The organism is Pseudomonas sp. ES1 (genome assembly GCF_050586605.1).
Taxonomy (GTDB): domain Bacteria; phylum Pseudomonadota; class Gammaproteobacteria; order Pseudomonadales; family Pseudomonadaceae; genus Aquipseudomonas; species Aquipseudomonas sichuanensis.
Genome location: NZ_JBOBDM010000058.1, coordinates 1 through 25,812, shown reverse-complemented (window position 1 = coordinate 25,812; position 25,812 = coordinate 1). Strand labels below are relative to the sequence as shown.

13 protein-coding genes are annotated in these 25,812 nt (G+C 66.7%); 5 read left to right on the top strand and 8 right to left on the bottom strand.

The genetic code is table 11. The features are described from left to right. Nucleotides 1–5: 5 nt before the first annotated feature. Nucleotides 6–614: a cytochrome-c oxidase, cbb3-type subunit II gene (gene ccoO, locus ACQ4N9_RS21405; protein ID WP_110994030.1), complete on the bottom strand. Its 609-nt coding sequence runs from the start codon at nt 612–614 to the stop codon at nt 6–8. A 13-nt stretch (nt 615–627) separates the two neighbouring features. Further along, entirely contained in the window at nt 628–2,052 is a 1,425-nt protein-coding gene (ccoN, locus tag ACQ4N9_RS21400; protein ID WP_110994029.1) for a cytochrome-c oxidase, cbb3-type subunit I, read from the bottom strand. Between the two features lie 49 nt (nt 2,053–2,101). On the opposite strand from ccoN, the gene ACQ4N9_RS21395 reads away from it, so the two are divergent. Beyond that, nucleotides 2,102–2,794: an alpha/beta family hydrolase gene (locus tag ACQ4N9_RS21395; protein ID WP_390967324.1), complete on the top strand. Its 693-nt coding sequence runs from the start codon at nt 2,102–2,104 to the stop codon at nt 2,792–2,794. 99 nt (nt 2,795–2,893) lie between these two features. Here ACQ4N9_RS21395 and ACQ4N9_RS21390 read toward each other — a convergent pair whose 3' ends face one another. Both ACQ4N9_RS21390 and ACQ4N9_RS21385 read right to left on the bottom strand, forming a co-directional pair. Next, nucleotides 2,894–3,178 (bottom strand): pyrimidine/purine nucleoside phosphorylase, encoded by a 285-nt coding sequence (locus tag ACQ4N9_RS21390; RefSeq protein WP_110994027.1) that lies wholly within the window; start codon nt 3,176–3,178, stop codon nt 2,894–2,896. A 72-nt stretch (nt 3,179–3,250) separates the two neighbouring features. Beyond that, entirely contained in the window at nt 3,251–3,802 is a 552-nt protein-coding gene (locus tag ACQ4N9_RS21385) for an exonuclease domain-containing protein (protein WP_390967325.1), read from the bottom strand. Nucleotides 3,803–3,980: 178 nt separating this feature from the next. Between ACQ4N9_RS21385 and ACQ4N9_RS21380 the strand changes: the two genes are divergently transcribed. Together ACQ4N9_RS21380 and ACQ4N9_RS21375 are read left to right on the top strand one after the other, a co-directional pair. Then, nucleotides 3,981–4,781, top strand: coding sequence for a substrate-binding periplasmic protein (locus tag ACQ4N9_RS21380; RefSeq protein ID WP_390967326.1), 801 nt, complete (start codon nt 3,981–3,983; stop codon nt 4,779–4,781). Nucleotides 4,782–4,844: 63 nt separating this feature from the next. Further along, nucleotides 4,845–5,855, top strand: coding sequence for a GNAT family N-acetyltransferase (locus ACQ4N9_RS21375; protein WP_390967327.1), 1,011 nt, complete (start codon nt 4,845–4,847; stop codon nt 5,853–5,855). 105 nt (nt 5,856–5,960) lie between these two features. Here the strand turns inward: ACQ4N9_RS21375 and ACQ4N9_RS21370 are convergent, their stop codons facing one another. Continuing rightward, nucleotides 5,961–6,491 carry an RNA polymerase factor sigma-70 gene (locus ACQ4N9_RS21370; RefSeq protein ID WP_125464919.1) on the bottom strand — a complete coding sequence of 177 codons (531 nt, stop codon included), beginning with the start codon at nt 6,489–6,491 and terminating at the stop codon, nt 5,961–5,963. 320 nt (nt 6,492–6,811) lie between these two features. Here ACQ4N9_RS21370 and ACQ4N9_RS21365 point away from each other — a divergent pair, with 320 nt between their 5' ends. Further along, nucleotides 6,812–19,756 carry a non-ribosomal peptide synthetase gene (locus ACQ4N9_RS21365; protein WP_390967328.1) on the top strand — a complete coding sequence of 4,315 codons (12,945 nt, stop codon included), beginning with the start codon at nt 6,812–6,814 and terminating at the stop codon, nt 19,754–19,756. Between the two features lie 133 nt (nt 19,757–19,889). On the opposite strand, the gene dsbG is transcribed toward ACQ4N9_RS21365, so the two are convergent. The 3 genes from dsbG to dsbD are packed head-to-tail and all read right to left on the bottom strand — an operon-like array spanning nt 19,890 to nt 23,198. After that, entirely contained in the window at nt 19,890–20,648 is a 759-nt protein-coding gene (dsbG, locus tag ACQ4N9_RS21360) for a thiol:disulfide interchange protein DsbG (protein ID WP_390967329.1), read from the bottom strand. A gap of 1 nt (nt 20,649) precedes the next feature. Then, on the bottom strand, nt 20,650–21,480 hold the full coding sequence (locus tag ACQ4N9_RS21355) for a TlpA family protein disulfide reductase (RefSeq protein WP_125464916.1): 831 nt from the start codon (nt 21,478–21,480) through the stop codon (nt 20,650–20,652). Next, complete coding sequence (gene dsbD, locus ACQ4N9_RS21350) at nt 21,480–23,198, bottom strand: protein-disulfide reductase DsbD (RefSeq protein ID WP_390967330.1); 1,719 nt, start codon at nt 23,196–23,198, stop codon at nt 21,480–21,482. Before dsbD ends, ACQ4N9_RS21355 begins: the two co-directional genes overlap by 1 nt. A 381-nt stretch (nt 23,199–23,579) precedes the next feature. Here dsbD and ACQ4N9_RS21345 point away from each other — a divergent pair. Next, the coding region (locus ACQ4N9_RS21345; RefSeq protein WP_430933660.1) for a DUF6531 domain-containing protein at nt 23,580–25,812 on the top strand (2,233 nt) is incomplete at its 3' end.

Here is a 25,812-nt window from a genome sequence, read left to right as displayed (position 1 = left end):
CGCACTCACCTCTTGTTCTTGATCGAGGTGCCAAGCACCTGCAGGTAGGCGACCAGCGCGTCCATCTCGGTCTTGCCCTTGACTGCGTCGCGGGCCCCGGCGATGTCGTCGTCGGTGTACGGCACGCCGAGGGTGCGCAGGGTGCGCAGCTTGACGTCGGTGTGGCTGTTGTCGACCTGGGTCGCCACCAGCCACGGGTAGGACGGCATCTTCGACTCCGGTACCACGTTGCGCGGGTTGTACAGGTGCGCGCGGTGCCAGTCATCGGAGTAGCGGCCACCCACGCGGGCGAGGTCCGGGCCGGTACGCTTGGAGCCCCACAGGAACGGGTGGTCCCACACGCTTTCGCCGGCCACCGAGTAGTGGCCGTAGCGCTCGGTTTCGGCGCGGAACGGGCGGATCATCTGCGAGTGGCAACCCACGCAGCCTTCGCGGATGTAGATGTCGCGGCCTTCGAGCTGCAAGGCGGTGTAAGGCTTCATGCCCTCCACCGGCTTGTTGGTGACGTCCTGGAAGAACAGCGGGACGATCTGGGTCAGGCCGCCGATGCTGACGGCGAACACCATCAGCAGCGCCATCAGGCCTATGTTTTTCTCAACGACTTCATGTTTCATCAGGCTCTACTCCTCAAGCCAGCTGGGCGTTGGCAGGGGCTTCCACAACGCTTGGCGAACGCACCGTGCGCCAGGTGTTCCAGGCCATCAGGAACATGCCGCTGAGGAAGATCGCGCCGCCGACGAAGCGCACGACGAAGCCTGGGTGGCTGGCCACCAGGGTTTCCACGAACGAGTAGGTGAGCGTGCCGTCGCTGTTGACCGCGCGCCACATCAGGCCCTGGGCGATGCCGTTGACCCACATCGAGGCGATGTACAGCACGGTGCCGATGGTCGCCAGCCAGAAGTGCGCGTTGATCAGCCCGAGGCTGTACATGCGCTCCTTGCCGAACACTTTGGGGATGGTGTGGTACAGCGCGCCGATGGAAATCATCGCCACCCAGCCGAGGGCGCCGGCGTGCACATGGCCAATGGTCCAGTCGGTGTAGTGGGAGAGGGCGTTGACCGTCTTGATGGCCATCATCGGGCCTTCGAAGGTGGACATGCCGTAGAACGCCAGCGATACCACCAAAAAGCGCAGGATCGGGTCGCTGCGCAGCTTATGCCAGGCCCCCGACAGGGTCATCATGCCGTTGATCATCCCGCCCCAGCTCGGTGCCAGCAGGATCAGCGACATGATCATGCCCAGCGACTGCGCCCAGTCCGGCAGCGCGGTGTAGTGCAGGTGGTGCGGGCCGGCCCAGATGTACAGGGTGATCAGCGCCCAGAAGTGCACGATCGACAGGCGATACGAATACACCGGGCGCTCGGCCTGCTTGGGCACGTAGTAGTACATCATCCCGAGGAAGCCGGCGGTGAGGAAGAAGCCTACGGCGTTGTGGCCGTACCACCATTGCACCATGGCGTCGGTGGCCCCGGCGTACACCGAGTACGACTTGGTCAGGCTGACCGGCAGCTCCAGGTTGTTGACGATGTGCAGCAGCGCCACGGTGAGGATGAACGCGCCGAAGAACCAGTTGCCCACGTAGATGTGCTTGGTGTTGCGCTTCATCAGCGTGCCGAAGAACACCACGGCGTAGGCGACCCAGACGATGGTGATCAGGATGTCGATCGGCCATTCCAGTTCGGCGTACTCTTTCGAGCTGGTGTAGCCCAGCGGCAGGCTGATCGCCGCCAGCAGGATCACCAATTGCCAGCCCCAGAACGTGAACGCGGCCAGGCGCGGTGCGAACAGGGTGGTCTGGCAGGTGCGTTGCACCGAATAATACGAGGTGGCGAACAGGGCACAGCCGCCGAAGGCGAAGATCACCGCGTTGGTGTGCAAGGGTCGCAGGCGGCCGAAGCTGGTCCACGGCAGGTCAAGGTTGAGGGCGGGCCAGGCGAGCTGGGCGGCAATGAAGACGCCGAGCCCCATCCCGACGATGCCCCACACCACCGTCATGATGGCGAATTGGCGGACCACCTGATAGTTGTAGGCGGTACTGCTGGTTGTGTTCATGTATGGGTTCCCATCCACGGTTATAGGCAGGCTAGACAGCGAGGCAAGCATGATTAATGGGCAAAGTGCCGGTATTGACGGGGATCAATGGGCGCAGATTGCAAATGCCCCAGGCTTGCGCTGCGATCCTCCGCGAATCACCGGCGAAAGCGGGCAAAACAGCTGGCTGATCCTGGCCCATGGCGCGGGTGCGCCGATGGACAGCGGGTTCATGGACGACATGGCGCAAAGGCTGGCAGGGCTTGGGGTAGGGGTGGTGCGCTTCGAGTTTCCGTACATGGCCCAGCGGCGTGTCGACGGTGGCCGGCGCCCGCCCAATCCGCAGAAGGTTCTGCTCGATTGCTGGCGCGATGTGTACAACCAGGTGCGACCTTTGGTCGCGGGGCCTCTGGCCGTCGGTGGCAAGTCCATGGGCGGGCGCATGGCCAGCCTGTTGGCGGACGAACTCGGTGCCGATGCGCTGGTGTGCCTGGGCTATCCGTTCTATGCCGTGGGCAAGCCGCACAAGCCCCGCGTCGAGCACCTGGCCGGGCTGCGCACGCGCACGCTGATCGTCCAGGGGGAGCGTGATGCCTTGGGCAATCGGGAAGCGGTGCAGGGGTATGAACTATCGCCAGCGATCGAAGTGAGCTGGCTGGTGGCGGCGGACCATGATCTTAAGCCGCTGAAGGCTTCGGGGTTCAGCCATGCGCAGCATCTGCAGGCGGCGGCCCAGAAGGTGGCGGGGTTTTTGAAAAACTGAGTGGGTTAAGGCTCATCGCCGGCAAGCCGGCTCCCACAGGATATCGTGTGACCCTGTGGGAGCCGGCTTGCCGGCGATGGGGCCAAAGCAGGCTGACGCTTAGTCGCGGTACTCGCACAGGTAGGCGGTATCGACCTTCACCTGCAGCTGGAACTTGCTGTCGGCGGCAACATTGAACTTGTCGCCGGCGTTGAAGGTTTCCCAGTTCTCGCTGCCTGGCAGCTTGACGATCAGCGCCCCAGAAACCACGTGCATGATTTCGCGCTTGGCGGTGCCGAACTCGTATTCGCCCGGGGCCATCACGCCAACGGTAGCCGGACCTTCGCTGCTTTCGAAGGCGATCGACTTGACGGTGCCATCGAAGTACTCATTGACCTTGAACATGGGCGACTCCTGAAAAAGGGATGAAAAAAGGGCTGGCCAGTATGCCCAAGGCCCGCCCTTGCGTCATCTGTTTCAGGCGCCGCCCAGCGGCAGGCTCAACGGCAGCAGCCGGGCAGTATTGCGCGCGTCTTCCAGCGCGCGATGCTGCTGGCCGCTGAACTGCAGCCCGGCCAGTTGCAGGGCGCTGTTGAGCCCCGCCGGCCGCTGCAGGTGGCGGGCCTTGGCGAAGCGCTGCTTGAGGTTGATGTGCGGCAGTTGCTCGAGCAGGCTGCGCTGGTGATTCAGCTGCCACTCCTGCAGCAATTGCTTGCGGTCGTAGTCGCCCCAGCTGACCCAGGCCTGCAACTGCGCCTGGTGATCGCCCAGCCAGCGCTCGAACGCGCCCCACACCGCACTGAAGGGCTCGGCGCCGTCGACATCGGCCTGGCTTATATGGGTCAGCTCGCGGCAGAACGGCGTCAGCTGCGGCCGCCGCCGGGGCCGTACGAAACGCTGGAAATGGTCCACCTCGCGCCCCTCACGGGTGACCAGGCTCGCGCCGATTTCTATGATTTCCATCTCCGTGACCGGCCAGCCGCCGTCGTCGGTGGTGGCTTCCAGGTCGATCACCAACCAGTGGCCCATGCCAGGCTCCCTATCAATACGCGGTAGCCCGCGTCCTCACGCGCGGGCCCCTAGAGGGTAGCCAATGTCCGGGCGCGCGACATCCCCTGGCACTTTGGCATATCCGGCGGTTGTGCCCGCCTGGGAAAACGCCTAGCTTAGGCGCATTCAGGCCACTACCCGTGACGAGTGTCTCGACTTGATCCCTCTGCCCAGCCTCAAGCTCTCCTGCTCTGTGCTGTTGTTCGCCGCACTGTCGCTGACGGCAGCAGCGTGGGCGGGCGAGGCAGTCGAGGTGAAGATCGGCGCGGCGCATTTCCCGCCTTACACCGTGCGCCCCGAGCAGGGCGCTGACACCGGCCTGCTGCCACAACTGGTGGAGGCGTTGAACGAGCTGCAGAACGACTACCGCTTCGTGCTCGTGCCCACCTCGATTCCCCGGCGCTTTGGCGATTTCCAGCAAGGCCGCACCGACATGGCGATTTTCGAAAACCCGCAGTGGGGGTGGCAGGGGATCGCGCACAGCACCGTGGACATGGGGCTGGAAGATGCCGAGATCTTCGTCACGCGCCAGCAGCCAGGGCGTGACCAGCAGTATTTCGATGATCTGCACGGCAAGCGCCTGGCGTTGTTCAACGGCTACCACTATGCCTTCGCCGACTTCGAGCCCGACCCGGTCCTGCTCAGGCAACGCTATCAGGCGACCCTGACCTACTCCCACGACAGCAACCTGTCCATGGTCGAGCGCGGGCGGGCCGACATCGCCCTGGTCACTCGCTCGTACCTGAGCGACTTCCTCAAGCGCAACCCGTCCAGTGTCAGCCAACTGCTGGCCTCGCAGCGGGTCGACCAGGTCTACCACCACTACGCACTGCTGCGCCCGGATGCGCCGATCAGCCCGGAAAACTTTACCGGGCTGCTGCGCCGACTGCGCGAAAACGGCGAGCTGTTGCGTATCTTCCAGCCCTACAAGATCACGGTCGAAGCCCCCCGCGACTAAATTGCCAGGGCATGAAGACGTTTTCAGGAGTGAGCCTTTCTTTCATTTCCTGTGAGCCCTGACATGCCGTTCGATGCCGCTACGCCCCCTTGCGCGCCACGCTGGCGCAGCCTGCAGGCCGACGAAGGCGATTGCCGCCTGAGCCTGACCCTGGAAGGGCGCCCCCTCATCAGCCTGCGCCTGGTACCGGGCGAGACTCTTGAAGCGCACCTGCAACAGATTTGCCCCGAGCGCCCCGAACAGGCCCTGTGGGCCGCCTGCTACTGGCTGCTGTCACGCGACCCGGCCTGCCAACGCCTGGCCTGGCACCTGCCGCAACCGATCCCGCAGGCCGTCGCCAGTGGCCTGTTGCTGCCCGACCAGGCGCCGGGGCGTTACCTGTGCGAACGCACGCTGTTCTGGCAACTGCCCCAGCCGTGGCTCGGCGAGTCGCTGGCCGGGGTCTATCCGCAGCAGATGCAATTGAGCAACGGCAAGCGTCACCCGCGCCGGGCACCCAAACCACGGGGTGAGGTGTACCGGCGCTTCGATGCGCGTCTGGGGGCCTGGGTTTCGCTGCGCACCTTGGAAGTCAGTCAGGACCTGGAGCGTTTCAACCGCTGGCAGAACAATCCGCGCGTGGAGCAGTTCTGGCAGGAGGGCGGTTCGCTCGAGCAACACCGCGAGTACCTGACCAAGCTTGAGCATGACCCGCACACCCTGACCCTGATCGGTTGCTTCGACGACGAGCCGTTCGCCTATTTCGAGGCCTACTGGGCCAAGGAAGACCGCATCGCGCCGTTCTACCCGGCCGACGACTACGACCGTGGCATCCACATGCTGGTGGGCGAAGAAACACATCGCGGCCCGCACAAGGTCGCCAGCTGGTTGTCGGCGCTGGTGCACTACCTGTTCCTCGACGACCCACGCACCCAGCGGGTGGTGGCCGAGCCGCGCGCCGACAACGGCAAGATGATCGGCTACATGCACGACCAGTGCTTCCACTGCGAGAAAGAGTTCGATTTCCCGCACAAGCGGGCGGCGTTGATGATCCTGGGGCGGGAAAGGTTCTTCGAGCGCTGCAGGCTCGCCTAGCGGCTCAAGCCACAAGCCGCCTGCGGCTCAAGCTGCAAGCTGCCAGAGAAGAGCGGATCGACGTCCGGCTTCTTCTTGCAGCTTGCAGCTTGCAGCTCGAAGCTTTCAGCTGCTTTTGAGGCTGCTCTTGCGGCAATGGATCAGGGCATCGCGGATCATGAAGTTGACCAGCGTCGGCGACACCCCCAGTTCCTTGGCGATGTCCTTCTGCGGCACGCCATGCAAGCGGTACATCTCGAAGGCGTAACGGGTGCGCTGGGGCAGTTCGTTGAGCGCTTCGGCAATGTGTTCGAGGGTGGCCAGGTTGATGTGCGTGGCTTCGGGCGAGGCGTTCTGGATGACCACGTTCAGCCCTTCCTCCTCGCTGCCGGAGTACTTCAGCTCCATGGCCTGCTTGCGGTAGTGGTCGATGGCCAGGTTGCGCACGATCTGGAACAGGTAGCTGAGCTGGGCCTTGAACGAAGAGGTGATCTGCGGCGCGGCGCTGAGTCGGAAGAACGCGTCCTGCACCACATCCTCGGCGCGCGAACGGCAGCCAGTGATGCGCGCGGCGATCTTGACCAGGATGCTGCGGTTGTCGACGAACGCCTGGAGCAGCGGTGAATCGCACTTACTTGTGGACAGTTGTTCCGCCATGGAATTTTCACCTTGTCTCAGAGGGAAAGGGAGCACATCCCGTGGGGAGGCTTCCTACGACGTGCGACAAACTATTCATAATGATAATGATTGTCAAATACGAAAGTTAATGATTTAGCCTTCCATGTGGTTCTAAGCCGAACCCTGTGAACTGCTTCAAACCGTCGCAGGCCCCGGCGCCTCTAGCCGCTGCCCGGCGGGGCTAATTTCTTCCCCTGTCCATCCGTTCCCCTGTGTACATCCGGCTGCCCAGCGCTGCCCGCCAGCTTGGCGCGGTACAGCCCCGGCACGACTCAACCAGACACTGGCAGGAACACTCCATGACGGACGCCTTCGAACTCCCGCACTCGTTGGTCCAGGCCCTGGCGCAACGCGCCGAGCGGACCCCAGAGCGCATCGCCTTGCGCTTTCTGGCCGATGCGCCAGGCGAGCAGGCCGTGCTCAGCTACCGGGACCTCGACCAGCGCGCGCGCACCATTGCCGCCGCGTTGCAGGCCCGTGCCGGTTTCGGTGAGCGTGCCGTGCTGCTGTTCCCCAGCGGCCCGGACTACGTCGCGGCGTTCTTCGGCTGCCTGTATGCCGGGGTGATCGCGGTGCCGGCCTACCCGCCGGAGTCTGCCCGCCAGCACCACCAGGAACGGCTGCTGTCGATCATCGATGACGCGCAGCCGCGTCTGTTGCTGACGGTAGGGGCGCTGTGCGAGAGCTTGCAGGGCCTGGAAGCGCTGGTCGGGGAAAATGCCCCGGTGCTGCTGGCCGTGGACAGTCTTGACCCACGGCTGGCCGAACAATGGCGTGAACCTGCGCTGGCCAATGACGACATCGCCTTCCTGCAGTACACCTCCGGTTCCACTGCGCTGCCCAAAGGCGTGCAGGTCAGCCACGGCAACCTGGTGGCCAACGAACAACTGATCCGCCAGGGCTTCGGCATCGACCTGAACCCCGACGACGTGATCGTCAGCTGGCTGCCGCTGTACCACGACATGGGCCTGATCGGCGGCCTGCTGCAACCGATCTTCAGCGGCGTGCCCTGCGTGCTGATGTCGCCCGGCTATTTCCTCGCCCGGCCGCAGCGCTGGCTGCAGGCCATCAGCGAGTACGGCGGCACCATCAGCGGCGGCCCGGACTTTGCCTACCGCCTGTGCAGCGAACGGGTCAGCGAGGCCGCCCTGGCCGGGCTCGACCTCAGCCGCTGGCGCGTGGCCTATTCCGGCTCCGAACCGATCCGCCAGGACAGCCTCGACACCTTCGCCGACAAATTCGCCCGCTGCGGCTTCCAGGCCAGCAGCTTCTTCGCCAGCTACGGCCTGGCCGAGGCGACCCTGTTCGTCAGCGGCAGCCGCCGTGGCCAGGGCATCGGCGCGCTTGAGCTGGACGCCGAGGCGTTTGCCGCCAACCGCGCCGAGCCGGGCCAGGGCAGTGTGCTGATGAGCTGCGGCTACCCGCAGCCGGGCCACGCCGTGCGCATCGTCGAACCGCAGCAGTTGCAGGTGCTGGGCGACAACCGGGTGGGCGAGATCTGGGCCGGCGGCCCGAGCATCGCCCTGGGCTACTGGCGCAACCCCGAAGCCAGCGCACGCACCTTCGTCGAAATGGATGGCCAGACCTGGCTGCGCACCGGCGACCTGGGTTTCATGCGTGACGGCGAAGTGTTCGTCACCGGGCGCCTGAAAGACATGCTCATCGTCCGTGGCCAGAACCTCTACCCACAGGATCTGGAAAAGACCCTGGAGCGTGAAGTGGACGTGCTGCGCAAAGGCCGGGTGGCGGTGTTTGCCGTCGACGACCAGGGCGAGGAGGGCATCGGCGTGGCAGTGGAGATCAGCCGCAACGTGCAGAAGGCGCACCCCCCCGAAGCGCTGATCAACACCCTGCGCCGGGTGATCGCCGACGCCTGCCGCCAGGCCCCGGCGGCGGTGCTGCTGCTCAACCCCGGCGCGCTGCCCAAGACCTCCAGCGGCAAGCTGCAGCGCTCGGCCTGCCGCCTGCGCATGCACGACGGCAGTCTGGATTGCTACGCACGCTTCCCGTCCGTTGCCGCGAAGGGCAGCACAGAGGTTGCCGGCAGCGACCTGCAAGCACGCATCGCGGGTATCTGGCGCGAGCTGCTCAAGGTCGAAGCCGTGGCGGCGGATGATCACTTCCTGCTGTTGGGCGGCAACTCCATCGCCGCCACCCAGGTCACCGCGCGCCTGGGTGACGAGTTGGGCATCCAGCTGAGCCTGCGTACCCTGTTCGAAGCACCGACCCTGGCCGAATACAGCGCCGCGGTGGCAGCCATCCTCGCCGAAGGGGGCAAGGCTGCTGGCGCCATCGAAACCCAAGGCCGCAACCAGGCCCTGCCCCAGTCGCTGGCGCAGAACCGTCTGTGGCTGCTGTGGCAGCTGGAGCCTGCGTCCGCCGCCTACAACATCCCCGCCGGCCTGCACCTGCGCGGCGAGCTGGACCAGGCCGCGCTGCAGGCCAGCTTCCAGGCCCTGGTGGCCCGCCACGAATCCCTGCGCACGGTGTTCGACGAGGTCGACGGCCAGGTCGTGCAGCGCATCCTGCCGAGCCTTGCGTTCAGCCTCCAGCACTGCGACCTCGAGGGCCTGGAGCCCGCCGAGGTGGCCGCGCGCCGCGAAGACGAAGCGCAGCGCCCGTTCGACCTGCGCCAGGGCCCGCTGCTGCGGGTGACCCTGGCCCGCCTGGATGACGAAGAGCACCAGCTGTGGGTGACCCTGCACCACATCGTCGCCGACGGTTGGTCGCTGAACATTCTGCTCGACGAGTTCGCCCGACTGTACGCCGCGCAAGGGCAGGTACAGTTGCCCGAATTGCCACTGGGCTACGCCGACTACGGTACCTGGCAGCGCCAGTGGCTGGCCGACGGCGAAAGCGCCCGCCAGCTCGATTACTGGCAGCACGCCTTGGGCGATGATCTGCCGGTGCTCGACCTGTGCACCGACCAGCCCCGCGCCAGCCAGCAACACAATCGCGCAGCGCGTCACAGCCTGAAGGTGCCGACCCAACTCGCCGCAGCCCTCAAGGACCTGGCCCGCGACCAGCAGGCCAGCCTGTTCATGGTGCTGCTGGCCGGCTGGCAGGCGCTGCTGCACCGCTATACCGGCCAAGGCGACATTCGCGTTGGCGTGCCCAACGCCAACCGCCCGCGCCTGGAAACCCAGGGCATGGTCGGCTTCTTCATCAACACCCAGGTGCTGCGCGCCGAGCTCGATGGCCGCCAGCCGTTCGCGCAACTGCTCGGCCAGGTGCGCCAGGCCACCCTCCAAGCCCAGGCCCACCAGGACCTGCCGTTCGAGCAACTGGTCGAGGCGCTGCCGCAGGCCCGCGAGCAGGGCCTGTTCCAGGTCATGTTCAACCACCAGCAGCGCGACCTTTCGGCGCTGCGCCGTTTGCCCGGCCTGCTGGCCGAAGAGCTGCCCTGGCACAGCCGCGAGGCCAAGTTCGACCTGCAGCTGCACAGCGAGGAGGACCACCAGGGCCGCCTGACCCTGGCCTTCGACTACGCCGCCGGGTTGTTCGAGGCAGCCACCATCAAGCGCCTGGCCAACCACCTGTTGGCGTTCTTCGAACAAGTGTGCGACCAGCCGCAGCTGGCATTGGCTGAGGTGCAACTGCTCGACGAGCCGAGCCGTGCGCAACTGCTGCATTGGGGCCAGGCCCCGGCCGCGCAGCCACAGCAACTGCTGGTCGAGCAGCTCAACGAACAGGCCCGCCTGACCCCCGAACGCACCGCGCTGGTATGGGACGGCGGCCAGCTCACTTATGGCGAGCTGCACCAGCAGGCCAACCGCCTGGCCCACTACCTGCGCGACAAGGGCGTCGGCCCGGACACCTGCGTAGCCATCGCCCTCGAGCGCTCGCCGCAGTTGCTGGTGGGCCTGCTGGCCATCCTCAAGGCCGGCGGCGCCTACGTGCCGCTGGACGTGGATTACCCGGCCGAACGCCTGGCCTACATGCTCAAGGATTGCAACGCCGGCCTGCTGCTCAGCCACAGTAGCCAGCTCGCAAACCTGCCGGAGGTTGACGGCGTCAGCGCCATCGCCCTCGACCAGCTGCACCTGGACAGCTGGCCAAGCCAGGCCCCGGGCCTGCACCTGCACGGCGACAACCTCGCCTACGTGATCTACACCTCCGGCTCCACCGGCCAGCCCAAGGGGGTGGGCAACACCCATGGGGCCCTGGCCGAGCGCCTGCAATGGATGCAGCAGGCCTACGCGCTGGACGACAACGACGTGCTGATGCAGAAAGCGCCGATCAGTTTCGACGTGTCGGTGTGGGAGTGCTTCTGGCCGCTGATCACCGGCTGCAAGCTGGTCCTGGCCGGCCCCGGCGAGCACCGCGACCCGCAGCGCATTGCCCAGCTGATCCAGCAGCACGGCGTGACCACGCTGCACTTCGTGCCGCCGCTGCTGCAGGTGTTCGTGCAAGAGCCGTTGGTGGCTGGCTGCACCAGCCTGCGCCGGCTGTTCTCCGGGGGCGAGGCGCTGAGCGCGGCCCTGCGCGACCGCGCGCTGCAATTGCTGCCCCAGGTGCAGCTGCACAACCGCTACGGCCCGACCGAAACCGCTATCAACGTCACCCACTGGCACTGCCAGGCCAGCGACGGCCAGCGCTCGCCGATCGGCCGCCCGCTGGGCAACGTGCTGTGCCGGGTGCTGGACGATGAATTCGAATTGACCCCGCCAGGCGTGCCGGGCGAGTTGTGCCTGGGCGGCGCCGGCCTGGCCCGTGGCTACCTTGGCCGCCCTGGCCTCACTGCCGAGCGCTTCGTGCCGCAGCCCGACGGCGAGGGCGCGCGCCTGTACCGCAGTGGCGACCGAGCCCGCTGGCACGTGCAGAGTGAATCCCTGGAGTACCTCGGGCGCCTGGATCAGCAGGTCAAGGTGCGCGGCTTCCGCGTCGAACCTGAGGAAGTGCAGGCGGTATTGCTGGCGCAACCGGGTGTGCAGCAGGCACTGGTGCTGATCCACAAGGACGCCGTCGGCGCCCAGCTGGTCGGCTACTACAGCGGCATCGAACAGACCGACGCCGTGCTCGGGGCCCTGGCCGAGCGCCTGCCGGCCTACATGGTGCCGGCGCAACTGATCCACCTGGCGCAGATGCCCCTCGGCCCAAGCGGCAAGGTGGATCGCAAGGCACTGCCGGCGCCGGTGTGGCAGCAGCGTGATCACGTCGAGCCACAAACCGAACTGCAACAGCAGGTGGCGGCGATCTGGCGCGAGGTGCTGAACCTGCCCCAGGTCGGCCTGCACGACGACTTCTTCGCCCTTGGCGGCCACTCGCTGCTGGCCACCCAGATCGTTTCGCGCAGTCGCCAGGCACTGGACGTGGAGCTGCCGCTCAAGGCCTTGTTCGAGGCCAGCGAGCTGGGCGCGTTCTGCGCCGAGATCGCCCGCCTGCAGGGCAGCGGCGAGCGCAACCAGCAAGGCGCCATCGCCCGGGTCGACCGCCGTCAGGCGGTGCAGCTTTCGTACTCGCAGCAGCGCATGTGGTTCCTCTGGCAGATGGAGCCGGACAGCCCGGCCTACAACGTCGGCGGCATGGCCCGTTTCAAGGGCGTGCTGCATGTGGACGCCTTCGAGCGCGCCCTGCAGGCGCTGATCGTGCGCCACGAGACCCTGCGCACCACCTTCCCCAGCATCGACGGCAAGGCTTACCAGTGCGTGGACGTCGACAGCCACCTGCAACTGCAATGGCATGACTTCAGCGCCTTGCCCGACGAAGCCCGCCAACAACGCCTGCAGCAACTGGCCGACGACCAGGCGCATCAGCCGTTCGACTTGGCGCGCGGCCCGCTGCTGCGCGCCTGCCTGGTCAAGGCCGGCGAGCGCGAGCATTACTTCGTGCTGACCCTGCACCACATCGTCACCGAAGGCTGGGCCATGGACATCTTCGCCCGCGAACTGGGCGAGCTGTACGAAGCCTTCGTCGACGAGCGCGAGTCACCGTTGGCGCCGCTGCCGGTGCAGTACCTCGACTACAGCGTCTGGCAGCGCCAGTGGCTGGAAAGCGGCGAGGGCGCGCGCCAGTTGGCTTACTGGCAAGACCGCCTGGGCGACGAGCACCCGGTGCTGGCCTTGCCGGCCGACCGCCCGCGCCCGGCGGTGCAGAGCCACCGCGGCGAGCTGTACCGCTTCGACCTGGACCCTGCGCTGGTCAAGCGCGTGCATGCCTTCAACGGCCAGCGCGGCCTGACCCTGTTCATGACCATGACCGCCACCCTGGCCGCCCTGCTGCACCGCTACAGCGGCCAGCGTGATCTGCGCATCGGTGCGCCGGTGGCCAACCGCATCCGCCCGGAAAGCGAAGGGCTGATCGGCGCCTTCCTCAACACCCAGGTGCTGCGCTGCGAGGTGGACGGGCAGATGAGTGCCAGCGCGCTGCTCGAGCAGGTGCGTAGCACCATCATCGACGGCCAGTCGCACCAGGACCTGCCGTTCGAGCAGTTGGTCGAAGCGCTGCAGCCGCCGCGCTCGAGCGCCTACAACCCGCTGTTCCAGGTGATGTGCAACGTGCAGCGCTGGGCCTTCCAGCAAAGCCGTGAGCTGGTGGGCATGCAGGTGGACTACCTGGTCAACGACGCCAGTGCCACCAAGTTCGACCTGTACCTGGAGGTCACCGACCTCGATGGCCGCCTGGGCTGCTGCTTCACCTACAGCCGCGACCTGTTCGACGAACCGCGCATCGCGCGCATGGCCGAGCACTGGCAGCAATTGCTGGAAGCGCTGTTGGACAACCCGGCGCAGCGCCTGTGCGAGTTGCCGATGCTGGCCGAGGCCGAGCAGCAGGTGCTGGTGGGCCAGTTGCAGGGGCAGCAGGACTTCGAGCTGACCCAGACGCTCCACGGCCTGTTCGCGGCCCAGGCTGAACGCACCCCCGAGGCGCTGGCGCTGACCTTCGCAGGCCAACACCTGAGCTACGCCGAACTCGACCAGCAGGCCAACCGCCTGGCCCGCGCCCTGCGCGAGCGCGGTGTCGGCCCGCAGGTGCGGGTGGGCCTGGCACTGGAGCGTTCGCTGGAGATGGTGGTCGGCCTGCTGGCCATCCTCAAGGCCGGTGGCGCCTATGTGCCGCTGGACCCGGAATACCCGCTCGACCGCCTGCGCTACATGATCGAAGACAGCCGCCTGGGCCTGCTGATCGGCCAGCGCAGCTTGCTCGAAACCCTGGGCGAGTTGCCCGCAGGGGTGGCCAGTTGGAGCCTGGAGGACGACGCCGCACGCTTGTCCGCCTACAGCGACGCGCCGCTGGACAACCTCAACCTGCCGCAGCACCAGGCCTACCTGATCTACACCTCCGGCTCCACCGGCAAGCCCAAGGGCGTGGTGGTCAGCCACGGCGAGATCGCCATGCACTGCCAGGCGGTGATCGCCGAGTTCGGCATGCGCAGCGACGACTGCGAGCTGCACTTTTATTCGATCAACTTCGACGCCGCCAGCGAACGCCTGCTGACGCCGCTTCTGTGCGGTGCCCGCGTGGTGCTGCGCGCCCAGGGCCAATGGGGTGCCGAAGAGATCTGCCAGCTGGTGCGTGAGCAACAGGTGAGCATCCTTGGTTTCACCCCGAGCTATGGCAGCCAGTTGGCCCAGTACCTGGCCGGGCAGGGCGAGCAGCTGCCGATACGCCTGGTGATCACCGGCGGCGAGGCACTGACTGGCGAACACCTGCAACGTATTCGCCAGGCGTTCGCCCCGCAGCAGTTCTTCAATGCCTACGGCCCGACCGAAACCGTGGTCATGCCGCTGGCCTGCCTGGCCCCCGAGCAACTGCCCAGCGACGCTGGCAGCGTGCCGATCGGCCGGGTGATCGGTGCCCGCAGCGCCTACATCCTCGACGACGACCTGGCGCTGCTGCCGCAAGGCGGCATCGGCGAGCTGTACGTCGGCGGCGCCGGCCTGGCCCAGGGTTACCACGACCGCCCGGGCCTGAGCGCCGAGCGCTTCGTCGCCGACCCGTTCAGCCACGACGGCGGGCGCCTGTACCGCACCGGCGACCTGGTGCGCCTGCGCGCCGATGGCCTGGTGGAATATGTCGGCCGCGCCGACCAACAGGTGAAGATCCGCGGCTTCCGCATCGAGCTGGGCGAAATCGAAAGCCGTCTGCAGGAGCATGCGGATGTCGACGAGGCCGTGGTCCTGGCCCTCGACCTGCCGGGCGGCAAGCAACTGGTGGGTTACCTGGTGTGCGCGCAGGCCAAGGCCGACAGCGATGCCCAGGCCCTGCTGCGCGAAGCGGTCAAGGCCGACGCCCGTCAGCACCTGCCGGACTACATGGTGCCGGCGCACCTGGTGCTGCTCGACAGCCTGCCGCTGATGGGCAACGGCAAGCTCGACCGCCGTGCGCTGCCGGCGCCGGACCTTGAGCAGGCGCGCCAGCACTACCAGGCCCCGGCCAACGAACTGGAAACACAACTGGCGCAGATCTGGCGCGACGTGCTCAACGTCTCGCGCATCGGTGTGCAGGACAACTTCTTCGAGCTGGGCGGCGATTCGATCCTGTCGATCCAGGTGGTCAGCCGCGCCCGCCAGCTGGGCTTGCAGTTCACCCCGCGCGACCTGTTCCAGCACCAGACCATCCAGACCCTGGCCGCCGTGGTCACCCGCAGCGCGGCACCGAGCGACATCGAGCAGGGCCCGCGCCAGGGGCGCAGCGGCCTGACGCCGATCCAGCACTGGTTCTTCGACAGCGAAGTGCCGCAACCCCAGCACTGGAACCAGGCCGTGCTGCTCGAAGCGCGCCAGCCGCTGCAGGCGGAGAAACTGGAACAGGCCCTGGCCGCTCTGGTCGCCCACCACGACAGCCTGCGCCTGCGTTTCAGCCAGGCCCAGGGCCGCTGGCAGGGCGAGTACACCCAGCCGCATACCCAGCCACTGCTGTGGACCGCCACCGTGGCCGACTTCAACGACTGCCAGGCGCTGTACAGCGACGTGCAACGCAGCCTCGACCTGGCGCAGGGCCCGCTGCTGCGCGCCTTGCTGGTCAGCGACGGCCAGGGCGCCCAGCGCCTGCTGCTGGCGATCCATCACCTGGTGGTCGATGGCGTGTCCTGGCGTGTGCTGCTCGAAGACCTGCAAGCGCTGTATCGCGGTGCAACCCTGGCCGCCAAGACCCACGCCATGGGCGACTGGGCTGCACGCCTGGCCAGCTATGCGGGCTCCGATTCACTGCGTGACGAGCTGGGCTGGTGGGAACGCCAGCTGGGCAGCGCCCGCCATGAATTGCCGTGCGATCACCCCCAGGGCGGCAACCTGCATCGCCATGCCCAAAGCCTGGCCATCGAACTCGATGTCGAGCAGACCCGGCAGTTGCTGCAACAAGCGCCGGCGGCCTACCACACCCAGGTCAACGACCTGTTGCTGACCGCATTGGCGCGCACCCTGTGCCGCTGGACCGGTGACGAGCAGGTGCTGGTGCAACTGGAAGGCCATGGCCGCGACGGGCTGTTCGAAGACATGGACCTGACCCGCAGCGTCGGCTGGTTCACCAACGCCTATCCGCTGAGCCTGAGCCCGGACATGGCCGAAGGCGAGGTGGCCCGCGCGGCGTCGATCAAGCGCATCAAGGAGCAACTGCGCCAGGTGCCGCACAAAGGCCAGGGCTACGGCGTGCTGCGCTACCTGGCCGATGACGCCGGCCGTGAGCGCATGGCGGCGCTGCCCCAGGCGCGCATCACCTTCAACTACCTTGGCCAGTTCGACCAGCAGTTCGACCAGGCCGCGCTGTTCCAGCCACTGGATGCGCCGGCGGGCCTGGCCCATGACTTGGACGCGCCGCTGCCGAACTGGCTCAGCGTGGATGGCCAGGTGTACGGCGGCGCCCTGCAACTGCGCTGGAGCTTCAGCGCCGAGCGCTACGACCAGGCCACCATCGCCACCTTGGCCGAAGCCTATCGCCAGGAACTGCTGGCGCTGGTCGGCCATTGCCTGGCCGATGGCAACGGCAGCTTCACCCCATCGGACTTCCCGCTGGCGCAACTGACCCAGGAGCAGATCGACGCACTGCCGGTGCCCGCCGCGCAGATCGAGGACGTCTACCCGCTGACACCGATGCAGGAAGGCCTGCTGCTGCACACCCTGCTGGAGCCGGGCACCGGCCTGTACTACATGCAGGACCGCTACCGCATCAACAGCGCCCTCGACCCCGAACGCTTCGCCCAGGCCTGGCAGGCCGTGGTCGCCCGCCACGAAGCGCTGCGCGCTTCGTTCAGTTGGAACGCCGGCGAGGCGATGCTGCAGATCATCCACAAGGCCGGCAACACGCCGGTGGACTACCAGGACTGGCGCGGCCTCGACGACGACGTCCAGGAACAGCGCCTGCAGGCCCTGCACAAGCAGGAACGCGAGGCCGGTTTCGAGCTGTTGCGCGAGGCGCCGTTCCACCTGCGCCTGGTGCGCGTGGCCGATGAGCGCTACTGGTTCATGATGAGCAACCACCACATCCTCATCGATGCCTGGTGCCGCTCGCTGCTGATGAACGACTTCTTCGAGCTCTACCAGGCCCTCGGCGAGGGCCGTCAGGCGCAGTTGCCGGTGCCGCCGCGCTACCGCGACTACATCGGCTGGCTGCAACGCCAGGACCTGGGCGAGGCGCGCCAGTGGTGGCAGGCCAACCTGGCCGGTTTCGAACGTGCCACGGCAATCCCCAGCGACCGCCCGCTGCGCCATGACCATGCCGGTGACGGCATGGTAGTCGGCGACTGCTACACCCGCCTGGACGTCACTGAAGGTGCCCGCCTGCGCGAACTGGCCCAAGCCCACCAACTGACGGTCAACACCTTCGCCCAGGCGGCCTGGGCCCTGACCCTGGCCCGTTGCAGCGGCGAACGCGACGTGGTGTTCGGCGTCACCGTGGCCGGGCGCCCGGTGAGCCTGCCGCAGATGCAGCGCACCGTCGGCCTGTTCATCAACAGCATCGCCCTGCGCGTGCAGTTGCCGCAGCCGGGTGAACGGCGCAGCGTGCGCCAGTGGTTGCAGGGTTTGCTCGATCGCAACATGCAGCTGCGCGAGTACGAATACCTGCCGCTGGTGGCGATCCAGGAGTGCAGCGAACTGCCCAAGGGCCAGCCGCTGTTCGACAGTCTGTTCGTGTTCGAGAACGCCCCGGTGGAAACCGCCGTGCTCGACCACGCCCAGCACCTGAACGCCAGCTCCGATTCGGGCCGTACCCATACCAACTTCCCGCTGACCGCGGTGTGCTACCCGGGCGACGACCTTGGCCTGCACCTGTCGTTCGACCAGCGCTACTTCGACTACCCGAGCGTCGAGCGCCTGCTGGGCGAGTTCAAGCGCCTGCTGCTGGCGCTGGTGGACGGCTTCGAAGGCGAGGTGGGCGAACTGCCGCTGCTGGGCGCGGATGAACAGAGCTTCCTGCTGGACGATTGCAACCGCACCGAGCACGTCTATCCGCTGGAGCAGAGCTACATCGAACTGTTCGAAGCGCGGGTTGCCGCGCATCCGCAGCGCACCGTCGCCCGTTGCCTGGAGGCATCGTTCGACTACGCCGGGCTTAACCTGGCGGCCAACCGCCTGGGCCATGCCCTGGTCGCGGCCGGGGTGGCCATCGACCAGCCGGTGGCACTGCTGGCCGAGCGTGGCCTGGCGCTGCTGGGCATGATCGTCGGCAGCTTCAAGGCCGGCGCCGGCTACCTGCCGCTGGACCCAGGCCTGCCAACGGCACGCCTGCAACGCATCGTCGAACTGAGCCGCACCCCGGTGCTGGTGTGCAGCGCGGCCTGCGCCGAGCAGGCGCGCCAGTTGCTCGATGAAGTGGCGGGCGCGGTACGGCCGAAACTGCTGGTGTGGGAAGAGGTGCAGGCGAGCAACGTGGCCAGCCACAACCCTGGCATTCACAGCACGCCGGACAACCTTGCCTATGTGATCTACACCTCCGGCTCCACCGGCCTGCCCAAGGGCGTGATGGTCGAGCAGCGCGGCATGCTCAACAACCAGCTGAGCAAGGTGCCGTACCTGGTGCTGGATGAGCAGGACGTGATCGCCCAGACCGCTTCGCAGAGCTTCGATATCTCGGTCTGGCAGTTCCTTGCCGCGCCGCTGTTCGGCGCCACGGTAGAGATCGTGCCGAACGCCATCGCCCATGATCCGCAAGGCTTGCTGGCCCATGTACAGGCCACCGGCATCACCGTGCTGGAAAGCGTGCCGTCGCTGATCCAGGGCATGCTGGCCAACGATCACCAGGCGCTGGACGGCCTGCGCTGGATGCTGCCGACCGGCGAGGCAATGCCGCCGGAGCTTGCCGCGCAGTGGCTGCAGCGTTATCCGGCCATCGGCCTGGTCAACGCCTATGGCCCGGCGGAGTGCTCGGACGACGTGGCGTTCTTCCGCGTCGATCTCGCATCGACCCAGGGCAGCTACCTGCCGATCGGCACGCCGACCGACAACAACCGCCTGTACTTGCTGGGCGAGGATCAGGCACTGGTGCCGCTGGGTGCGGTGGGCGAGCTGTGCGTCGCCGGTACCGGGGTGGGCCGCGGCTATGTCGGCGACCCGGTGCGTACCGCCCAGGCCTTTATTCCGCATCCGTTCGGTGCCCCGGGCGAACGCCTGTACCGCACCGGCGACCTGGCGCGCCGTCGCCCGGACGGGGTGCTGGAGTATGTCGGGCGTATCGACCACCAGGTGAAGATCCGCGGCTACCGCATCGAGTTGGGCGAGATCGAGGCGCGCCTGCACGAACAGCCTGAGCTGCGCGATGCCGCCGTGGGTGTGCAGGAAGGCGTCAACGGCAAGCACCTGGTCGGCTACCTGGTGGCCCATCAAGGTGTTGAAGCCGATGCCGCGCTGCTCGACCAGCTCAAGCAACGCCTGCGTGCCGAGCTGCCGGAGTACATGGTGCCGCTGCACTGGGGTTGGTTCGACAGCCTGCCGCACAACGCCAACGGTAAACTCGACCGCAAGCTGCTGCCGGCCATCGATATCGGCGGCCAGCACAGCCAGGACTACCTGGCGCCGCGCAGCGAGCTGGAAGAGACCCTGGCCGGCATCTGGGCCGACGTGCTCAAGGCCGAGCGGGTGGGGGTGCGCGACAACTTCTTCGAACTGGGCGGGCACTCGCTGCTGGCCACGCAGATCGCTTCGCGGGTGCAGAAGGCGTTGTCACTCAACGTGCCGCTGCGGGCGATGTTCGAGTGCAGCACGGTGGAGGAACTGGCGGCTTATGTGGAGGGGCTGCAGGGCAGTGCGCTGGATGAGGACAAGGTGGATCGCTTGAGTGACCTGATGGCGGAGCTGGAGGCGCTCTGACTTAATCGGGAAATCCGCGTCGGCCTCTTCGCGGGTAAACCCGCTCCCACAGGTACACCGCAATCTTCAATCCAGCGGTGTATCTGTGGGAGCGGGTTTACCCGCGAAGGGGCCAGCACAGGACTGCAACCAATCAACGTTTGCCGAGTATCTTGCCCAGCATCTCCGGCCGCGGCGCCCCTTGCTGGCTCTGCAACTGCCCATGCTCATCCTGGAAGAAGATCGCCGGCGTGGCTGCCAGCCCCAGCTCTTCCATCAGCGCCTGGTTGGCGTCGAGCTTCTTCTGCACCGCCTCCGGCACCTTCTCCAGCGGCTTGAGCGTGCTCGCCTTGCCGGCCGACTCATGGGCCAGCAAGGCCTTGCTCGGGTCCTTGGCGGCCAGCAGGGCGGCGGACTTGCCCGGGCTGTCCTCGCGGATGATGCCGACCATGATATGGCGCAGTTGCACCTTGCCCGACTCGACCCACGGCCGGGCCTGCTGCCAGAACATGTTGCAGTACGGGCAGTTGGGGTCGCTGAACAGGTAGACGATGCGCGGTGCATCGGCCTTGCCGTCGGCGATCCAGGCGGTCTTCTCCATCTTTGCCCAGATGGCCTTGCTCATCGGGGCGTACACCAGTTTCTCCAGGGGCTCGGCGCTGAGGTCCTTGCCTTGCTCGTCGAACAGGCTGCCCACCAGCACGTGCTTGCCGTCGGGGGTGAGGTACAGGGCGATGCCGTTGTTCTGGTACTCGGCGGCGTAGCCGCGCAGGCCGTTGGGGGCATCGAAGCTGCCTTTGATCACCGCGCCCTTGGCTTGCAGTTGCTGGATCGCCTTGGGCAGTTCTTCGGCCTGCAGCGCGGGGGCGGCCAGCAGGGCGAGGGTGAGGGGCAGCAGGGCATTCAATCGCATGTCAGTTTCCTTGTGGGGCGGGCGCGTCGGCGCGGTCGAAGGGTTCCAGGGCGTGGCGCAGGCTGGCCCGCGACAGCTCGCCCAGGTGGCTGCCGACCAGCCGCCCTTCGGCGTTGTAGAACAGGGTGGTGGGCAGCGCCATGGAGCCGACCTTGCGCGCCAGCTCGCCGGTGCCGTCGAACAGCACATGGGACAGCATCAGGCCGGTGGTGGCCATGAAGGTGCTGACGTTCTCCGGGGTTTCGCCCTGGTTGACGAACAGGAAGGTCACGTGGGGGTAGTCGTGCTGGGCTTGCTGCAACACCGGCATTTCGCGGCGGCAAGGCGGGCACCAGGTGGCCCAGATATTGATCACCAGCGGGCGCCCGCGGTAGTCGTGCAGCGCCACGGCCTGGCCGCGGTTGTCGCGCAGGGTCAACTGCGGAAGCTCCGTGCCCTTGCTGTACAGGTGGCTGCCCAGGCTGCCGAGCACCCAGAACAGCGCGCCGCTGGCCAGCGCCCAGCCCAGTGGCCGGCGCAGGCCGGGGCGACGCCAGCCCTGCCAGAGCGTGCCCAGCACGATGCCGAACAGGCCGCCCCAGAGCAGGAAACCACCGTCGCGGATATCGATGACTTGCAGTGGCTCGTCGCGGTACATCGGCCAGTAGGCCAGGACGAAGCCCAAACGGGCACACAGCAAGCCCAGCAGAAACACATTGAACAACGCCGACTCGGGGTTCTCGCCACCGCGCTTGGCCACGCGCCAGCCGACCAGGCAGGCGATGCCCAGCGCCGCGAGCAACAGCAGGTGGTTCAGGGCCATGGTCAATGGCCCGAGGGTGACGGTCAGCATCAGCCTTGGCTCCTGGTCTGGGCCCAGTGTTGCAGGAAACCGGCGGCGTCGATTTCGCCGGTGATGCGCCGGGCGCGGCGTTCGTCGCCTTCCGGGCCGACCCAGATCAGGCTGGGCGGGCCTGGCACCTGGTAGCGCTGCAGCAGCTCGCGGCTGGCCGGCGAGTCGGCGGTGACATCCAGGCGCAGCAAGTGCACGCCGTCGAGGCTGGCCTGCACATCGGCACGGCCAAACACCTGTTTTTCCATGACCTTGCACGACACGCACCAGTCGGCATAGTAGTCCACCAGCACCCACTGGCCACGGGCCTTGGCAGCGTCGAGCTCGCGCTGCAGGTCGACAGGGTTGCTGACCGTGACGAAGGCGTCATGCGCGGTGGCCTGGGCGGCACTTTGGGCACTGCCCGCGAAGGGCTGCAACGGCTGCCACAGGTTGCTGCCACCCGCCGCCGCACCGACCAGCAGCAGGCCGCCCCACAGGGCCCCCAGCAGCGGCACCGCGCGCAGGGCAGGTAAACGATGCAGGGCCGGCCAGGCGGCCCAACCCAGGGCGATCAGCCAGGCGCCGGCCAGGGCCAGGAGCAAGGGCTCGGCCAGCAGGGTGCGCACGGTGTACAGGGCCATGGCCAGGAACACGAAGCCGAACAGGCCCTTGACCAGATTCATCCAGGCGCCTGGGCGCGGCAGGTAGCGGTTGCCCAGGGTCACCAGCAACATCAGCGGCACGCCCATGCCCAGCCCGAGGCTGAACAGCACCAGCGCCCCTTGCAGCACATCGCCGCTTTGCGCGATATACAGCAGCGCGCCCGCCAGCGGCGCGGTCATGCACGGGCCCATCAGCAAGCCCGACAACGCGCCGAGCAGTGCCGCGCCATACAGGTTGCCGCCGCGGGTGCCTTGCCCGGCACGGTCCAGGCGATCACGCAGCGCCACTGGCAGCTGCAACTCGAAGGCCCCGAACATCGGCAGGGCCAGCAGCACGAACAGCGCCGCCAGGCTGCCCAGCAGCCACGGCTGCTGCAACCAGGCCTGCAGGCTGGCGCCCAGCAGCGCGGCGACCACCCCCAGCGCGGCATACACCAGCGCCATGCTCAGCACATACACGCCGGCCAGCACCCAGCCACGGCGGGCACTGGCGCCATTGCCCATGACCAGCCCGGCGAGGATCGGCAGCATCGGTAGCGAACAGGGAGTGAAGGCCAACAGCAGGCCCAGGCCGAAGAATGCCAGCAGGCTCCAGGCCAGGGTGCTCTGCTGCAGCGTGCCGGCCAGGGCCTGGTCGCTGGCCTGCTCAGCGCCCGGCGTCGGCGCCTGCGTGCCACCCAGGGCGATCGGCGTGGTTTGCGGCGGGTAGCACAGCCCGGCGTCGGCGCAGCCCTGCCAGCCCAGGCGCAGCTCGCCACTGGCGTTGGCCGGCAACAGCAGCTCCAACTCGGTGCGGTACACCGCGCTGTCGCCGAAGAACTCGTCGTGATGGTTTTCGGCCTGGGGCAGTTGCGGGTGCTGCTCAGGCGGCAGGCCGTCGAACTTCAGGCGCTTCTGGTAGAGGTAATAGCCGTCCTGGATCTGGAAGTGCAGGCGCACTTGGCCGTCGGCGAGGCGGTCGTGGGTCAGCACGAAGGCCTGGTTCACCGGCAGGAAGTCCGGTTTGGCGGCAAACGGGTTGGCCTGGAGCGGGCCGGCGAGCAGGAAGGTCAGGAAGAGCAGGAGCACACGCATGTCGAGGCCTTGGCAGAGCTTGGAGTGGGGCCATGCTGGCCGGGGGGTATTAACTGAAGGTTAAACGGGGGATAGGGCGGAGTAATAGCGGAGATCTATCTACTGCTGCCGCCGACATGAGCGATTCAGCTGTCATGCAGGAAGCGTCCTTCACTCTATCAGGAAGTTCCTGACGCTCTCTCTGTGAGCCTCCCCGGTATCTTTTCCCTCCCTGTTTTGGCCTGGGTGGGATCACCGGGGCACAGTGTTCACGCATGGAGAGCTGCACATGGCAACACGCGCCACGATGGCCGCTATCTTTACAAAGCGGGGAGGGCAATGGCCCTCGCTGTTTTCGACCTCTAAACCGGCCAAGGGCCTGCCGAGCCGCGAGGCGCTGGCATGAGCGACGCCAAGCAGCGCGAACCGCAGGTCGCCGTCGCCCCGCTCAACACCATCGATGTCAAGGACGTTGGCCGTGGCGCCGCCGCTTTCGACGCCTGGTTGCAATCGGTCAGCGCTGGCTACGTCACCCTCGAACGGATCAAGACCGTGGCCGGCGCCCTGCCGGTGGTGGGCAACATCATGGCCCTGGTCGACGCCCTGGGCGACGTGGTGACCCTGGTCAAGAGCAAGAACCGCCAACTGCTCGACTGGGTGAGCCTGGGCATCAACCTGATCGGCGTGCTGCCGACGCCGCCGACCATGGCCGCCGCGCGCATGAGCCTGCGGCCAACGCTGTTCCTGGTGCGCCAGGAGCTGCGCAACAGCGCCAAGATGCTGCTGGGCGATTCGCTGATCACGGTGTTGAGCGGGCACCTGAATGCGACGATTGCCGGCACCATCGATGACTTCGTCCAACAGGCCCAGCCGAAGATTGCCGAGATCCTCGCCGACGCCGGTGCGCTCGGCACCAAGGTGACCGGCGAGATCGCCGATGGCCTGGAGAAGGTGGTGCTCGGCCAGCTGGATGCCAGGGGCGACAAAGCGGCGGTGAGCAAGCAGATGGCGGCGGCGAGCGATCAGTTGCTCTACGACCCCAAGACGGCGATCGGCAACTTCTTCGGTGCGGTGCACAGCGCCTACAAGGCGGCCGGCAAGGGCCTGGCCAACAGCGCGACGAGCAAGCTGCTGCCGGACGAAATCAAGACCAAGGTGCTGGCCAACACCGGCCAGTTGCGCGCCCTGGGCCCGGAGATGACCCGGCAGTTGAACAAGCTGGCCGACCCTGGCACGCAAATGAGCATCGGCTGGATGCTCAACGTGTTGGACGGCGCGGTAAAGGGCTTTCGCAAGCGCAACAGGAACGGCCAGCCGGGGGTGGTCAAGCCGGATACCGTGACCCAGGTGGAGCGCGAGCAAAGCAAGGGGCAGTTGGCGGTCAGTGGCAAGCAGGCACCGGCTGAGCAGACGCCGAGCCCCAAACGTCCCCCTTGCCCACCCGAGCCGAAGGCCCGTACCGGCCATAGCATCAGTTTCTCGCTGGGTTCCGAGTTCATCCTGCATACCGATTTCAGTTTGCCTGGGCCGTTCCCCATCGAATGGCAGCGGACCTATCACTCGCGCCTGGCCGAATATGACCAGGGCAGCCTCGGGGCGCGCTGGGTCACCGAATTCACTACCCGTATCGACGTGGTGGGCAAGGGCCTTGTGTTCCACGACCACGACGGTCGCAGCCATGCCTTCGACCTGCCCAAGGTCGGCAAGGCGCTGTTCAACGCCATCGAAGACCTGCTGCTGGTGCGCAGCAGCGAAGAGGAGCTGGTGATCTGCCGTGGTTTCGTGCGCAAGGAGTATTACCTGCGCGTGGGCGATCGCTATTACCTGCGCAAGATCCTGCTGGGGAACGACGCCGGCTGCATGCTGCATTACGAGCATCGCCACCAAGGCCGGCCGGTGCTGTCCGACATCATCACCTTCCAGGGCGACGTGAAGAATGTGCTGCGCCACCTCGGCACACTGATCGACGACCACGGCCATATCACCGGCCTGTGGGAAATGCGTGACGGCCAGCCGCTGCGTCAGTTGTGCGCCTACCACTACGATGACCAAGGCGATCTGGCTGCCGCCCAGGACGAGAACGGCGCGGCCTGGCACTACCAGTACCAGCATCACCTGGTGACTCGGTACACCGACCGCACCGGTCGCGGCATGAACCTGCAATGGGATGGCAGTGCCTTCGATGCCAAGGCCATCCGTGAATGGGCTGACGATGGCAGCTTCGACACGAAGCTCGTTTGGGACGAGAACATTCGCCTTACCTACGTCACCGACGCCCACGGCCAGGAGACCTGGTACTACTACGATATCCAGGGGCATCTTTATCGCATCCGCTACCCCGACGAACGCTCTGAATGGTTGTTCCGCGACGAGCGCAAGAAGCTCGTGCGTCATGTTCATCCGGACGGCAGCGAAGAACGCTACGACTACGACGATCAAGGCAGCGTCATCCGTCATATCCGTGCCGACCACAGCAAGGTCCATATCGCCTATGACGGCCGTCGCCATCCGATCAAGATCCGCGATGCCGAAGGTGGCCTGTGGCTGCGTGACTACGACCTCAAGGGCAACCTGATCGAAGCCACTGACCCGCTGGGTAACAGGACCGAATACACCTACACGCCCTCGGGCCTGA